Below are 13,513 nucleotides of genomic sequence, written 5' to 3' on the forward strand. Positions count from 1 at the left end.
GTGCGGTCGGGGTCGTGGTGGCTCGCACCGGGGAACGACCCTAGCCCGGGAGCGCGTCCCGGGCCGCATCCGCCGTCAGCGCTGCCGGCTCGGCCGCACGGTGAGCGTCTGCGCCGCGCGCCCGACGGGCCCGTGCTCGTCGTGCAGCTCTGCGGCCGTGATGCCCTGCCCCGTCGGGCCGAACGCGACCGTCGTGTCGAAGCCGATCCAGCCTGCTCGCGGCTGCCGCAGGAGGTGGATGGTGAGGTCGAGGTTGGGGAACATCCAGTCGTCCGGGCTCTCGCGCACGGCGACGCCGTTCGCGACGTCGACGAGGCCGATCCAGCGGGCGAGCGGGCTCGCCTCCTCGCCCTCGACGAGCGCGAGCGGCGAGGAGATCCACATGCGGCTGCGGCCCGGGGCTCCCCGGCCGCACTCGCGCACCTCGAGCGACCGCACGAATCCGCCGCCCCACGCCTCGTCGAACGCGGTCGGCCGCGCCTCGTCGCGCGCCGGCAGGGGAGGGGCGGTGCCGCCGGCGACCGCGGCGGTGTCGGCGGCGACGCTGTGCCACGCCCGGGCGACGGCGACGTCGCGGCCGGCGATGGATGCGGTGGCCTCGGTGAGCTCGATCGTGCGACCGGGGCGACGGGTCTCGACCCGCACCGCGATCTCGTCGAGCGCGAGGAACCCGAGGATGTCGAAGGCGATGCGTCCGAGGAGCAGGTCGGCCGCGCCCGCGGCGGTGCGGTGCTGCTCGATCGCGTGCGTCAGCAGCCCGCCGAGCGGCGCGAAGTGCAGCTCGCCCGGCTGCCAGGCGCCGCTCGCGTGCTCGGTGGGGAGGTAGCGGCCGTCGCCGAGCGCTCGCAGGTACGCGGGGGCTGCAGGGTCGGCGCGCATCCTCCGAACCTAGCCGCCCGCGCCCTCCGGCGGGTGCAGCAGCAGGTCGGCCAGGTCGTCGAGGTAGCGCTCGAGCGGCACCGGCGCGTCGGTGCCCCAGCGCACGAGCGCCTCGCCGCCGCGCACGACGAGCGCGCCGTCGCCGCCGATGAGCGGCGCGTCGATCGGGATCGGCGCGATCGCGTGGTTCACCGTCTCGCCGAGCGGGAAGCCGCCCTGCAGCGCGGCCGCGCGGTAGGCGCGGCGCTGCTCGACCGACGCCGCGTGGAACTGGGGCCGGCCCGGCTCGGCGACGCGCGTCGAGATGCCCGTCTGCCACACGGCGCCGTCGCGCGTCACGAGCAGGGCGCCGAGGCGCCAGGCGCGGCCGAGCGAGCGCATCGTCGGCCGGCGGCGGATGCCGAGCACCGGCTTCGGCTCGACGTGCTCGGCGAGCGCCTCGTCGCGCGCGCCGGCCGCCGCGAGGCGCTCGGCCACGCGCTCGAGCGCCGCCCGCGCGCGCTCGACCGCCGCCGCATCCGCCGGGTCCACGTCCACGCCGAGCATCGTACGGGGGTGCGCCGAACCCTCCGCGCGCAGGGTCAGGTGACGTCGGGCGTCATGGCGTCGACGCGCAGCCGCACGAGGTAGCCCATGACGTCGCCCTCGAGCATCTCGAGCGTCGAGCGCACGCGCTCGGTCGTCGCCGACCCGTCGACGGCAGCTCCGTCGGGACTCCGGGTGACCCGGACGCACTCCACGTCCTCGACGAGACCGCGGGTCACGATGACGGCACGGCCCGGGACGGCATCCACCTCGGTGTCGAGCTCGAAGTCGATCGAGCGCGGATCGCCGAAGAGCCTCGCGGTCCAGACGTCGGGTGCCGAGAGTCGCCACTCGACCTCGATCCCGGGAGCGGCGGCGAGGCCGGTGTCCCCGACCTGCCAGTCGGTCAGCCAGACGGTCGCGCGCTGCGTCACATGCGGACGATACCGCTGTCGCCGAGGTCGGGCTCGCCCTCGGTGACGAGGCCCTTCACCAGCTGCACGGCGGTCGCGACGGCGCCGGGGGAGTCCCAGTACTCGGCGCTCGTCGCCGTCACCTCGAGCAGGCCGTTGTCGGGGTCGTCGGGCCCGCCCGACATGAAGATGCCGGCGGAGGCGTCCCACAGCTCGCGCAGCTTCGCGCGGTCGTCGACGAAGCGGGCGGTGCCCGCGAGCGACACCCAGCCGCCCTTGCCGGCGTAGTGCACGTTGACGCGCGGGTCGGCCTCGATCGCCGCGACCTTGTCGGTCGACCGCTCGCTGATGAACCAGACGGTGCCTGGGTGCTCGAAGTCCTGCGTCCCCATGGGCGTCGAGACGAGATCGCCCTGGGGAGAGAACGTCGGCGAGGGAGGCGATGCGCGTCGAGCGCATGATCTCGGCGATGGTGTCGAGCCGGTCGTCGTGTGCAGTCATGGCGCCACGCTCGCACCGGGGGCTGTGCGCAGGCTGGGGGTGCACGATGGGCGCATGCCCGACGACCGCGACCTCGACCTCGTCCTCCTCGGCGCGAGCGGCTTCGTGGGCCGGCTCGTCGCCGGCCACCTGGCCGAGCACGCGCCCGCCGGCCTGCGAATGGCCCTCGCCGGGCGCTCGCGCGAGCGGCTCGAGGCCGTGCGCTCCTCGCTCGGCGCCGCGGCCGCCGACTGGCCGCTGCTGATCGTCGACAGCGGCGACGCCGCCGGTGTGCGGGCGCTCGCCGAGCGCACGCGGGTGGTCGCGACCACCGTCGGCCCCTACCTGCGCCACGGCCTGCCGCTCGCCGAGGCGTGCGCCGCGGCGGGCACCGATTGCGTCGACCTCACCGGCGAGGTGCTCTACGTGCGCGCGCTCATCGATCGCTGCCACGACCGGGCGCGCACGACCGGCGCCAGGCTCGTCGTCTCGTGCGGCTTCGACTCGGTGCCGTCCGACCTCGCGGTGCACCTGCTGCGCGAGCGCGCCGCCGCAGACGGCGCGGGCGGCCTCGGCGACACGACGCTGCGCGTGCGGCGCCTCGTCGGCGGCGTGAGCGGCGGCACGATCGCGTCGCTGCGCGAGCAGCTCGAGCGCACGCGGGCGGATGCGTCGCTCGGTCGTGTCGTGCGGGATCCGGCCGCGCTGAGCGGCGGCGCTCCGCTCGCTCCCGGCCAGCTCGACGTCGTGGTGCCCTTCCGCGACGCCGAGACGGGGGAGTGGGATGCGCCGTTCGTCATGGCGGCGTACAACACCCGCCTCGTGCGCCGCTCGCATGCGCTCCGCGCCATCCAGGACGACGCCGGCTTCCGCTACCGCGAGGTCGTGCCCACCGGTCGCGGCAGCGCCGGACGCCTCCGCGCGACGGCGCTCGCCGCGGCGTTCGCCGCGCTCGCGGGCGCGCTCGCGACCCCGGGCATCCGCTCCCTGGTGGCGCGGGCGCTGCCCGCCCCGGGCGAGGGGCCGTCGGCCGAGCGGCGGGCGGCGGGCTCGTTCGAGGTCGAGACGACGACCACCACGACCCGCGGCCGCCGGTACGCGGCGACCGTCGCGGCCGAGGGCGATCCCGGCTATGCCGCCACCGCGGTCATGCTCGGCGAGGCCGCGCTCGCGCTCGCCGTCGACAGTGCGTGCTGCAGCCCCGACGGCGGCGTGCTGACGCCCGCGGTGGCGCTCGGCGACGTGCTCGTCGAGCGGCTGCGCCGGCGCGGCTTCCGGCTCGACGTGCGCGAGCTCCAGCCCGCTGCCGGGCGGCGGCCGTAGAGTGCCAGGATGCTCACCTTCGCCGATCGCGTGCCCACCGTCGACGAGCAGCGCGCCGTCGCGACGTCGGTCGGCTGGGGCGAGCACTTCGACTGGGCGTCGATCGGCGCCTCGCTCATCGGCTCGCTGCACGGCGTCGTCGCGCTCGACGGCGACGAGGTCGTCGGGGTCGGGCGGCTCGTGGGCGACGGGGTGCGCTACTTCTACGTGCAGGACGTGATGGTGCGGCCCGAGGCGAGCGACGAGGGCATCGCGTCGCGCATCGTCGAGCGGCTGCTCGAGTGGGCGCGGGCGCAGGCGCCGGCGGATGCCGTGGTCGGCCTGTTCGCGAGCCCCGAGGCCGTCGGGGTCTACGAGGGCCTCGGCTTCGCGGCCGCCGACGGCGACCCGCTCGGCATGACGCTCGACCTCGCCCCGCGCGACGGCATCCGTGCCTGACCTGCGCCGCCGCGATCGCGCGCCGCGCGCGGGCCGCACCCGCCGGGAGCGGATCGGCGACCTCGAGTTCCGCGTCTCGGGCGACCTGCGCGAACGGCCCGGCCCGCGCGAGGCGATCGTGCTGGTGCACGGCATCGGCATGTCGCAGCGCGCGATGCATCGGCTGCACCGGACGCTGCGGCCCGGCGCGCTCGTGCTCTCGATCGACATGCCGGGCCATGCGGGCCTGCCGGTGCCGCGGCGCGAGGTCGACGTGGTCGAGATGGCGGGGGCGCTCGGCGCGCTCCTCGCCCGGCTCGGCCTGCCGCCGGTCGTGCTCGTCGGCCACTCGATGGGCGCGCAGTGGGCGGTCGAGCTCGCGGTGCAGCGGCCGGAGCTCGTCTCGCGCGTCGTCGCGATCGCGCCGGTCGTCGACGCCGCGCATCGCTCGGTGCGCGAGCAGCTCGTCGCCCTGCTCGCCGACGCGGTGCGCGAGCCGCCGAGCCTCGTCGAGATCGCCTGCACCGACTACCTGCGCTGCGGGGTCGCCTGGTACGCGGCGCAGCTGCGGCAGACGCTCGCCTACCCGATCGAGCGGCGCCTGCCGGTGCTGCGCCGCCCGCTGCTCATCGTGCGCGGCGCGCACGACACCGTCGCGGGCGAGGCGTGGTGCCGCGCGCTCCGCGACGCGACCCCCGACGCCGCGCTCGTGCGCATCCCCGGGCACCACCACGCCGCGCAGCACTCCGCGCCGCGCGCCGTCGCCGCCGCGATCGTCGCGCACCGCTGACCGCCTCGAGCCCCCGAGCGGGGGAGCGGCGTCAGCGCAGCGCCGCCTCGAGGCCCTCGAGCAGGCGGTCGACGTCGCCGTCGTCGGTGTAGGGCGCGACGCCCATCCGCAGCCCCTCGTCGACGTCGAGGCCGAGCGCCCGGAACGGCTCGAGCGCGTAGAACGTGCCGGCGGGCGCGAGCACGTCGCGGTCGGCGAGCGCGCGCGACACCGCTCGCGCGTCGTTGCGGGGGAACGTGACGAAGAGCGTGGGCGTGCGCTCCGCCGCGACCGAGTGCATCACGACGCGGTCGCCGAGCCCGGCGAGGCCGCGCTCGATGCGCTCGCGCATGCGCAGCTCGTGCGCCTCGATGCCCGCGTGGCCCGCGAGCAGGCGCTCCCGCCGCGAGCCGGGCACCTCGGCGACATCCGCCAGCAGGTCGATCGCGGCTGTCACGCCCGCCATGAGCTCGTACGGCAGGGTGCCGAGCTCGAAGCGCTCCGGCACCGCGTCGGTCGACGGCAGGAGCTTGTCGGGCGTGAGCGACTCGAGCAGCGCCGGGTCGGCGGCGAGCGCGGCGCAGTGCGGTCCGAAGAGCTTGTACGGCGAGCAGACGAGTGTGTCGGCGCCGAGCGCCGCGGTGTCGATCGCGGCGTGCGCGGCGAGGTGCACCGCGTCGACGTGCACGAGCGCGCCCACCTCGTGCGCGCGCCGGGCGATGCGCGCGACGTCGGGCTTCGTGCCGAGCAGGTTGGATGCGCCGGTGACGGCGACGAGGCGGGTGCGGTCGGTGATCACCGCGTCGAGCTCGTCGAGGCGCAGGTCGGCGCTGCCGGGGTCGAGGCGCAGCCAGCGCACGGCCGCGCCGGCCGCCTCCGCCGCCTGCAGCCACGGGCGCACGTTGGCGTCGTGGTCGAGCTGCGAGACGACGACCTCGTCGCCCGGCCGCCACGTCTTCGCGAGCGCGCGCGAGAGGTCGTAGGTGAGCTGGGTGGCGCTGCGGCCGTAGACGATGCCGCGGGCGTCGGCGCCCAGCAGGTCGGCCATCGCCGCGCGGAAGGCGGCCACGGCGCGGTCGGCGTTGCGCTCGCTCTCGACGAGGCCGCCGCGGTTGGAGAGCGGCCCGGTGAGCGTGCGCGCGATCGCCTCGCCGACGACCGCGGGCGTCTGCGTGCCGCCGGGCCCGTCGAAGTGGGCGATGCCGGAGGCGAGGGATGGGAAGTGCGCGCGGAAGGCGGCGACGTCGAAGGCCATGGTGCTCCTCGGGGTGCGGGACGGATCCCGCTCAGGCTACGGGCGTCCGCCGCCGCCGTTGCCGTTGCCGCCGCCGGGTCCGGCGTTCTCGTTGCCGGAGTTCTCGGCGCCGGTGCTCGCGCCGCCCTGGCCGCCGCCGGACGTGCCGCCGCCGCCCGACGTGCTGCCGTCGGTCGTGACCGTCGCCGGGGCGATCGGTGCCGCGGGCGCCGGCTCAGCCGGCGCGGGGTCGGCGACCGCGGTCTCGGCAGTGGCCGTCTCGGTCGGTGCGGGCTCCGTCGGGGCAGGTGCGACGACGCTAGGGGCGGGAGGCTCGGACTCGATCACCGCTGGTTCGACCGTGGGTGCGGTCGGGTCGCCCGCCTGCAGCGCCATCGCGGGGACGGCGACGAGGAGCGCGGTGCCTGCGGCGAGCCCGCCGGCGATCGCCCAGCGGCGGCGCCTGCCGCGCGTCGCCGCGTCGGCCGTGCCCGCCTCGGGAGCGATGGCGGCGGACCGGAGCGTCTCGGCGGTGGTGCTGCGGTCGGCAGCCATCGCAGCGACGGGCGCGGGGCCGGAGTTGGCGGCGATGATCGCGGCGGTCGCGACGCTGCCGAGCGCCGCCGTCGCGTCGATGTCGCCGGTCGTGGCGACGGCGGCGGCCATCTCGATCAGTCGCTCGAGCACAGCCGCGGCCGTCGGGCGCGCCTCGGGCTCGCGCGCCGTCATCGCCGTCAGCAGCGACTTCCACTCGTAGCCGATCGAGCCGGGGATCTCGGGATCGCGCGCGAGCCGCGCGCTCAGCGACTCGAGCAGCGGCCCGGGGTACTCGCGGCGCCCCGTGAGCGCCTCGAGCAGCACGAGGCCGAGCGAGTAGATGTCGGAGGAGGGCGCGACGCGCGCGCCGGTGGCCTGCTCGGGGCTGAGGTAGGCGGCGGTGCCGAGCACCGTGCCGGTCGCGGTCAGCCGCGCGGCGCCCACGATGGCGGCGATGCCGAAGTCGGCGAGCTTCGCGTCGAAGTCCCTCCCGGGCACGAGCGAGGGCGCGAGCAGGATGTTCGCGGGCTTGATGTCGCGGTGCACCACCTCGCTCGCGTGCACGATGACGAGCGCCTCGGCCAGGTCGTGCGCGATGCGCCACGCCTGCTCCTGCGGGAGCGGCCCCTGGGCGAGGCGCGCGGCGAGCGTGGGCCCGTCGACGAGCTCCATCACCAGGTACGACACCAGCAGGCCGTCGAGCGTCGTGCTGCCCGCGTCGAAGAGGGTGACGAGCGCGCGGTGGTTGAGCGAGGCGAGCAGGTCGATCTCCGACCGCTCGCGCTGCAGGTCGGCCGGATCGGTGCTCTCGCGCACGATCGCCTTGACCGCGACCTCGCGCCCGAGCACCTCGTCGGTGGCCCGATGCACCGAGGCCATGCCGCCGGCGCCGATGCGCTCGCCGATGCGATAGCGCTCGGCGAGCAGGCTTCCCTGCTGGAGCGGGTCGGCAGCGCCCATGGCGTCCTCCATTTGTCCCCCTGAGCGTATCCCGCCCTTGGGGGACGGATGACCAGCGGACTCGCAGGAACAGGCGTGCGGGCCCACAGGAAGCAGCCGGCGCGTCAGCGGGGCGTCGGCAGGAGCGCCACCTCGCCGAGCGCGCCGCCATCGACGACCGCCGTCATCACGGTGCCGACCGGCTGGCGGCGCCGGTCGGTGGGGGAGCCCGGGTTCAGCAGGCGCAGCCCTCCGGGCGTCGTCGAGTCCCAGGGGATGTGCGAGTGCCCGAAGACGAGCACGTCGGCCGGCGCGGGGGAGGAGGGCCCGAAGCGCGCGTCGCAGCGGCGCTCCCGGCCGGCGGCCGCGCCCGTCTCGTGCTCGACAGCGAACCGGAGCCCGTCGACCTCGAACCGCGCGGTCTCGCCGAGCCGGCGGTGCAGCTCGGCGCCGTCGTTGTTGCCCGCGACGCCCACGAGGCGCGCTGCCCGCGACTCGAGCTCGTCGAGGAGCTCCGGCACCACCCAGTCGCCGGCGTGCACCACCAGGTCGGCCTCGTCGACGAGCCGCCACACCTGCTCCTGCAGCGCCTTCGCGCGCAGCGGCAGGTGGGTGTCGCTCAGCAGCAGCAGCCTGGTGGTCACGCGCGGCGCATCAGCCGGTGACCTCGACCTCGCCGACCATGGTCGCCGGGTGCGGGTCGCACACGAACGTGTAGGTGCCGGCCACGAGCGTCACCTGCACCGACGTCTCGTCGGTGCCCGCGACATCCGTCGCCACGTCGACGCCGCCGGGGCCGGTCAGGCGGAAGTTGTGGGCGGCGGTGCGGTCGGCGAAGGTGAGCGTGTAGTCGCCGGCCGCGAGCATCTCGACGGGCTGGCCGTCGGCGTCGGTGAGCGCGATCTCGTACGCATCGGGGTCGTCGGCCGTGCCGACCATGCCGATGAGCGCCATCCCCGCCTCGTCGCCCGACGATGCGGGGGAGGAGGGCTCCGTCGCGGGTGCCGAGCTCGGCGCCGCGTCGCCGGAGGGCGGCGTAGCGGACTCACCGCTGGCGGAGCAGCCGGCGAGCGCCAGCGCGGCGGCTGCCAGGAGGGCGGTGATCGATGCGGATCGAGGTGTCATGGCGGTGCTCCCTTGTCGGTGGGTCCACAGCGGTTCGGAGCCGCGGGCCGGAGGGATGGGTCTGGGGGATGGGTCAGGTGCCGTCGCGCTGGGCCGTCGAGAGCGGTCCGGTGATCGGCTCGCCCTTGACGCGGGCCGTGCGCAGGGTGTCGACGACGATCACGATCGCGAGGATCACGAACGACAGGCCGACCGACGCGATGACGTCGGTGAGCCAGTGGTAGCCGAGGTACAGCCGGCTGCCGATCTGCGCCACGATGCCGACCGCGGCGAGCGCGAAGAGGCCGATGCGCAGGGGGATGTGCCGCTGCCGCGAGGCGATGAGGTAGGCGGTGATGAGCAGGAAGTCGGATGCGCCGAGCACGTGCCCGGAGGGGAACGAGAAGGTGTGGTCGGCGCCGAGCACCATGAGGTCGATCGGGGGGCGCGGGTGCTGCACGAGGGGAGCGATGGAGAGGGCGCTGATCACGCCGAGCGCCATGCCGCCGCACAGCACGAGCGGACGCCAGGCGTGGCTCGCGAGGATCGTCCAGCCGATGCAGACCACGAGCACGATGATGGGCATCGCGACGGGGCCGAAGACGTACGCGAGCACCGACATGGTGACGGTCTCTGCGTCGTCGCGGGCGTCGACGAACCACTGCTGCACGGGCTCGTTGAGCCTCGCGGCGCCCGAGTCGGTCAGCACGCCCACGAGCATCACCGTGAAGATCGTGAGGCCCACGACGGCGAGCGCGATGGCACTGCCGTAGAGGGTCCGCCGCTCCGAGCGGGAGATGCAGCGCTCCTCGACGAGGAACTTGCGACGCCACTCGGCGTCGAGGATGCGCGGGCTGCGGGTTGCTGCGGTCACCGGCTCAGCGTAGGGCCAGGAGCCGGCTCGGCTCGCTCCCGGAGCGTCGACGCGAACGCGCCGATCAGCGCGAGCGCGGCGAGCGTGACGATGCCGGTCGCGCCGAGGATGAAGAGGTTCATGGGGTCGTCGAGCGCGATGGTCGCGTCGTGGACGGATGCGGCGATGCGGAGCACGGGGGCCTGCTTCCTGGTGGGTGGTCACGGTAGCCCGCGGGGCTGGGGGATCCCGGGGAGGCCTCGCCGGCACTCGATCCGACATAATGTGCATTATCGGCGCTTGACGCAGGTGCGCCGGACGGGGCTAGGCGGTGAGCACGGGTGCCGGGGCCGGCTCCTCGTGCTCGTCGACCTGCTCGACGGCCGCGACCATCCGCTGCAGGAAGCTCGCGACGGCGAGGCGCTCGGTCTCGTCCATGCTGTCGATGACGTCGATCATGCGACGGTGCATCGCGCCGAGCGTCGCGCGCACCTCGGTGTCGGTATCGGTCGTCGGCACGACGATCGTCGCGCGCCGGTCGTCGGGATGCGGCTCGCGGCGCACGTGGCCGCTGCGCACCAGGCGGTCGACGAGTGCCGTCACCGACGGCGACGCGAGCCCGAGGGCGTGCGCGAGATCGCGCTGCCGCATGAGCTCGCCGCTGCGCTGTGTCTGCAGCAGGATGCGCAGCGCCAGCAGGTCGGTCTCGCCCATGCCCATCGACGAGCGCGTCCGGGCGCGCATCGCGCCCTCCGTCGCGCGGTACCGGCGCAGCAGGTTCAGCACGTCGACGCTCGTCGGCACGCCGTGCTGCGGGTACCAGTAGCCCGAGCCCTCGTTCGACTCCGCCTGCCGCATCTCCGCCTCCGCTCCTGTGCGCCGCGTCCCCCGGGCCGTGCCTGGGAATCCGCTGTCAGGTCCGACTATACCGTTCGAGCGTGATACATTTCGATCGTCGAACTAACGAATCTCGAAGGAGCGGTCATGACCGACACGATGGCAAGGCCGAACCGCTCCGAGACGATCGATGCGACCGCCGTGACGTGGGCCACGCCCGGCAACGGCCTCTGGGTCGCGAGCCGCGCCGACGACGACGGCCTGACGTTCCTGGGCTTCGTCGAGGAGAGCCTCGAGGAGTTCGTCGCGGTCGACGGCGCCGGCGCCTCGCTCGGCCGCTACCCCGACCTCGCGGCGGCGCAGGCGTCGTTCTCGATCGACGACGCGGCACCGATCCGCGACGGCTGGGACGCCGCAGGCGCCCGGCTCGTGCGCCCCTCGCGGCTGCGGCTGGGCTGAGCGGCGCTCCCCCGGCGCCCGCGGCCGCTCAGCGGCCGGCGAGCTCCGCGAGCCGCTCGCCCGAGAGCCGCTGCGTCGTCCACTCCGACATCGGCTCGGCGCCGATCGAGCGGTAGAAGGCGATCGAGGGCGCGTTCCAGTCGAGCACGGTCCACTCGAAGCGCCGGTAGCCGCGCTCGACGCACTCGGCCGCCAGCGCCGACATGAGCGCGCGGCCGTGGCCGCGCCCGCGCATCCGCTCGTCGACGTAGAGATCCTCGAGCCAGATGCCGTGCGTGCCCGTCCAGGTCGAGTAGGTGACGAACCAGATCGCGATGCCGACGATCGCGCCCTCGTGCTCGACCACGTGCGCGAAGACGCGCGGCTCGTCGCCGAAGAGGGCCGCCGTCAGCATCGGCGCGGTGTTCTCGACCGCGTCGGGCTCGCGCTCGTAGCGCGCGAGCGCCTCGATCATCGCGAGGATGCCGGGCTCGTCGCCGGGCCGCGCGGGGCGCAGCACCGCGCCGTCGGCGAGCGAGCGCGCCGTCATGCCGCCAGCGCCCGCAGCAGGTCGTCGGCGAGGTCGTCGATGTGCTCGATGCCGACCGAGAGGCGGATGAGCCCCTCCGGGATGGTCGGTGCCTCGGTCGCCCACCGGCGCCGACGCTCGAGGGTGGACTCCACTCCCCCGAGGCTCGTCGCCGGGATCCACAGGCGCACGCGCTCGACGACGCGGTCGGCGGCCGCCGCATCGGCGAGCACGATCGCGAGCACCGTCCCGAACCCGGGGTCGCGCACCTCGACGACGCCCGGCGCATCCGAGAGCCTGCGCGTCAGCTCGCGCGCGTTCGCCTGCGCGCGCTCGAGGCGCACCGAGAGGGTGCGCAGCCCCCGGAGCGCCATGAACGCCTCCATCGGGCCCGGGATCGCGCCGTGCAGCCCGCGATGCTGGCGGATGCGCTCGGCGAGGTCGGCGCTGCCGGTCGCGACCGCGCCGAGCACGATGTCGCTGTGCCCGGCGATGAGCTTCGTCGCGGAGTGCACCACGACGTCGGCGCCGTCCTCGAGCGGCCGCTGCACGAGCGGCGACGCGAACGTGCTGTCGACGACGCTCAGCGCGCCGGCAGCCCGCGCCGCGGCCGCGAGCCTCGCGATGTCGGCGACCTCGAGCGCGGGGTTCGTGGGCGACTCGATCCACACCATCGCCGCGCCGGGCATCGCCGCCTCGACCGCGGCGGCGTCGGCGATGTCGACCCGACGCACCTCGAAGCGGCCCTCCGCGGCGCCGGTGTCGAGCAGCATCAGGGTGTGCTGGTATGCGTGCTGCGGCACGACGACCGCGCCGCCGTGCGGCACGAGCGCGGCGACCGCGCTCACCGCGGCCATGCCGCTCGCGAACGAGATGCACTCGCCGCCCTCGAGCGCGCCGAGCGCCTCCTCGAGCGCCGTCCACGACGGGTTGCCGTAGCGCGCGTACTCGAGCTCGCCGCCGGCGACGAACGCGCTCGCGAAGGTCACCGGCTCGTTGAAGGGGGCGCCGGGCACGTGGGCGGGGCGGCCCGCGCTCACCGTGACGGTCTCGGGACGGAGCGCAGCGCGATCAGACATGGCACCATCCTGGCACCGCGGCACTACCGTCGACGCATGGCCGAGCCGCGCACGATCCCGCGCGCCGAGGCGCGCCGCATCGCGGTGCGGGCGCAGCTGCTCGACGCCGACCGCGCGCTCGTCGGCGGCTCCGACGACCTCGTCGACGTGGCGCGGCACCTGACGCTGCTGCAGGTCAACGTCACCGACATCGTGATGCCCGCCGCCGAGCACGTCGCCTGGTCGCGGCTGGGGCACGCGATCGACGCCGGCGCGGTGCGCCGGGCGGCCGAGGTCGAGCAGTCGCCGTTCGAGTGGATCCTGCAGCCGTCGCCGCGCGAGCCGCACGCGGTGGCCCTCGTGCCGACGGCCGACCTGCCGCTGCACCGACCCGAGATGGCCGCGGCCGCCGCACGCGGCGGCGAGTGGCTCGACCAGAACGCCGGCTTCCGCCAGCGGCTGCTCGAGCAGCTGCGCGCCGACGGGCCGCTCCCCCAGCGCGAGATCGACGACACCGCCGACGCGCCCTACGCCTCGAGCGGCTGGAACACCGGCCGCGACGTCGCCATGATGCTGGAGCACCTGCTGCGCGCCGGGGTCGTCGCGGTCGCCGAGCGCGCCGGCCTCGAGCGGGTGTGGGACCTCGCCGAGCGCGTGCTGCCGCCGGGTCCGTCGCTCGACGCGGCCGAGGCCGCCGCGGAGCGCGACCGCCGGCGGCTGCGCTCCCTCGGCATCGCGCGTCCGGCGCTCGTCGGCGACGCGGGCGTGCCGGTGCTCGTCGAGGGCACGCGGCGCGAGTGGCGGCTCGACGAGGCGGCGACCGCGGAGGGATTCGCCGGGCGCGTCGCGATCCTCTCCCCCGTCGACCGCCTCATCGCCGAGCGGCGGCGCATGGCGGAGCTCTTCGCCTTCGACTACGCGCTCGAGCAGTACACGCCGGCGGCGAGGCGTCGCTGGGGCGCTTTCGCGCTGCCCATCCTCGACGGCGACCGGCTGGTGGGCAAGGTCGACGCCCGCACCGACCGCGACGCGGGCGCGCTGCGCGTGGCCCGCATCCACTGGGACGCGGAGCCCGACCGGCGCCTGCGGCGCGCCGTCGACGCCGAGCTCGAGTCGATGGCGGCGTGGCTCGGCGGCAGGCTGGTCGTGGCCGACGCGGGCTGAGCGCTCGCTAGCCT

At 75.5% G+C, this 13,513-nt stretch carries 18 protein-coding genes; 5 read left to right on the forward strand and 13 right to left on the reverse strand.

Annotated elements, in window-relative coordinates; all coding sequences use genetic code 11:
• Positions 1–75 precede the first annotated feature (75 nt).
• Genes FQ330_RS05950 through FQ330_RS05965 form a run of 4 tightly spaced genes read right to left on the reverse strand, consistent with a single transcriptional unit; the run spans position 76 to position 2,209 of the window.
• Positions 76–879 (reverse strand): thioesterase family protein, encoded by an 804-nt coding sequence (locus tag FQ330_RS05950; protein ID WP_146356018.1) that lies wholly within the window; start codon positions 877–879, stop codon positions 76–78.
• A 9-nt stretch (positions 880–888) separates the two neighbouring features.
• Positions 889–1,416, reverse strand: a complete 528-nt coding sequence (locus tag FQ330_RS05955; protein ID WP_146356020.1) for a hypothetical protein — start codon at positions 1,414–1,416, stop codon at positions 889–891.
• A gap of 44 nt (positions 1,417–1,460) precedes the next feature.
• The gene (locus tag FQ330_RS05960; protein WP_146356022.1) at positions 1,461–1,838 is read right to left on the reverse strand and encodes a DUF6578 domain-containing protein; all 378 of its coding nucleotides are present in this window, start codon (positions 1,836–1,838) and stop codon (positions 1,461–1,463) included.
• Positions 1,835–2,209 carry a pyridoxamine 5'-phosphate oxidase family protein gene (locus tag FQ330_RS05965; protein ID WP_263970111.1) on the reverse strand — a complete coding sequence of 125 codons (375 nt, stop codon included), beginning with the start codon at positions 2,207–2,209 and terminating at the stop codon, positions 1,835–1,837. Before FQ330_RS05965 ends, FQ330_RS05960 begins: the two co-directional genes overlap by 4 nt.
• 163 nt (positions 2,210–2,372) lie before the next feature.
• On the opposite strand from FQ330_RS05965, the gene FQ330_RS05970 reads away from it, so the two are divergent.
• The 3 genes from FQ330_RS05970 to FQ330_RS05980 are packed head-to-tail and all read left to right on the forward strand — an operon-like array spanning position 2,373 to position 4,827.
• Complete coding sequence (locus FQ330_RS05970) at positions 2,373–3,620, forward strand: saccharopine dehydrogenase family protein (RefSeq protein ID WP_146356024.1); 1,248 nt, start codon at positions 2,373–2,375, stop codon at positions 3,618–3,620.
• A gap of 9 nt (positions 3,621–3,629) precedes the next feature.
• Positions 3,630–4,058 carry a GNAT family N-acetyltransferase gene (locus FQ330_RS05975; protein ID WP_128190020.1) on the forward strand — a complete coding sequence of 143 codons (429 nt, stop codon included), beginning with the start codon at positions 3,630–3,632 and terminating at the stop codon, positions 4,056–4,058.
• Positions 4,051–4,827 carry an alpha/beta fold hydrolase gene (locus tag FQ330_RS05980; RefSeq protein ID WP_225792714.1) on the forward strand — a complete coding sequence of 259 codons (777 nt, stop codon included), beginning with the start codon at positions 4,051–4,053 and terminating at the stop codon, positions 4,825–4,827. The genes FQ330_RS05975 and FQ330_RS05980 overlap by 8 nt, the downstream gene beginning before the upstream one ends.
• 31 nt (positions 4,828–4,858) lie before the next feature.
• On the opposite strand, the gene FQ330_RS05985 is transcribed toward FQ330_RS05980, so the two are convergent.
• From FQ330_RS05985 to FQ330_RS06010, 7 genes are all read right to left on the reverse strand, one after another.
• The gene (locus tag FQ330_RS05985) at positions 4,859–6,061 is read right to left on the reverse strand and encodes a cysteine desulfurase-like protein (protein WP_146356026.1); all 1,203 of its coding nucleotides are present in this window, start codon (positions 6,059–6,061) and stop codon (positions 4,859–4,861) included.
• Between the two features lie 36 nt (positions 6,062–6,097).
• Positions 6,098–7,549, reverse strand: a complete 1,452-nt coding sequence (locus FQ330_RS05990; RefSeq protein ID WP_146356028.1) for a serine/threonine-protein kinase — start codon at positions 7,547–7,549, stop codon at positions 6,098–6,100.
• Positions 7,550–7,641: 92 nt separating this feature from the next.
• Positions 7,642–8,160, reverse strand: a complete 519-nt coding sequence (locus tag FQ330_RS05995) for a metallophosphoesterase family protein (RefSeq protein ID WP_146356030.1) — start codon at positions 8,158–8,160, stop codon at positions 7,642–7,644.
• Between the two features lie 10 nt (positions 8,161–8,170).
• On the reverse strand, positions 8,171–8,641 hold the full coding sequence (locus FQ330_RS06000; protein ID WP_146356032.1) for a cupredoxin domain-containing protein: 471 nt from the start codon (positions 8,639–8,641) through the stop codon (positions 8,171–8,173).
• Between the two features lie 73 nt (positions 8,642–8,714).
• The gene (locus FQ330_RS06005; protein WP_225792715.1) at positions 8,715–9,494 is read right to left on the reverse strand and encodes a phosphatase PAP2 family protein; all 780 of its coding nucleotides are present in this window, start codon (positions 9,492–9,494) and stop codon (positions 8,715–8,717) included.
• Positions 9,491–9,670: a hypothetical protein gene (locus tag FQ330_RS13530; protein ID WP_225792716.1), complete on the reverse strand. Its 180-nt coding sequence runs from the start codon at positions 9,668–9,670 to the stop codon at positions 9,491–9,493. The genes FQ330_RS06005 and FQ330_RS13530 overlap by 4 nt, the downstream gene beginning before the upstream one ends.
• A 127-nt stretch (positions 9,671–9,797) precedes the next feature.
• Positions 9,798–10,331 (reverse strand): MarR family winged helix-turn-helix transcriptional regulator, encoded by a 534-nt coding sequence (locus FQ330_RS06010; RefSeq protein WP_128189347.1) that lies wholly within the window; start codon positions 10,329–10,331, stop codon positions 9,798–9,800.
• 126 nt (positions 10,332–10,457) lie between these two features.
• Between FQ330_RS06010 and FQ330_RS06015 the strand changes: the two genes are divergently transcribed.
• Positions 10,458–10,769, forward strand: coding sequence for a hypothetical protein (locus tag FQ330_RS06015; protein ID WP_146356036.1), 312 nt, complete (start codon positions 10,458–10,460; stop codon positions 10,767–10,769).
• A 28-nt stretch (positions 10,770–10,797) separates the two neighbouring features.
• Here FQ330_RS06015 and FQ330_RS06020 read toward each other — a convergent pair whose 3' ends face one another.
• Together FQ330_RS06020 and FQ330_RS06025 are read right to left on the reverse strand one after the other, a co-directional pair.
• Positions 10,798–11,298 carry a GNAT family N-acetyltransferase gene (locus FQ330_RS06020; RefSeq protein WP_192575860.1) on the reverse strand — a complete coding sequence of 167 codons (501 nt, stop codon included), beginning with the start codon at positions 11,296–11,298 and terminating at the stop codon, positions 10,798–10,800.
• Entirely contained in the window at positions 11,295–12,356 is a 1,062-nt protein-coding gene (locus FQ330_RS06025) for a trans-sulfuration enzyme family protein (RefSeq protein WP_146356038.1), read from the reverse strand. Before FQ330_RS06025 ends, FQ330_RS06020 begins: the two co-directional genes overlap by 4 nt.
• Before the next feature lie 36 nt (positions 12,357–12,392).
• On the opposite strand from FQ330_RS06025, the gene FQ330_RS06030 reads away from it, so the two are divergent.
• Positions 12,393–13,499 carry a DNA glycosylase AlkZ-like family protein gene (locus FQ330_RS06030; protein WP_146356040.1) on the forward strand — a complete coding sequence of 369 codons (1,107 nt, stop codon included), beginning with the start codon at positions 12,393–12,395 and terminating at the stop codon, positions 13,497–13,499.
• The last annotated feature ends 14 nt before the right edge of the window (positions 13,500–13,513 follow it).

Origin of the sequence: Agrococcus sediminis (assembly GCF_007923295.1) — a bacterium.
GTDB classification, from domain to species: Bacteria; Actinomycetota; Actinomycetes; order Actinomycetales; family Microbacteriaceae; genus Agrococcus; species Agrococcus sediminis.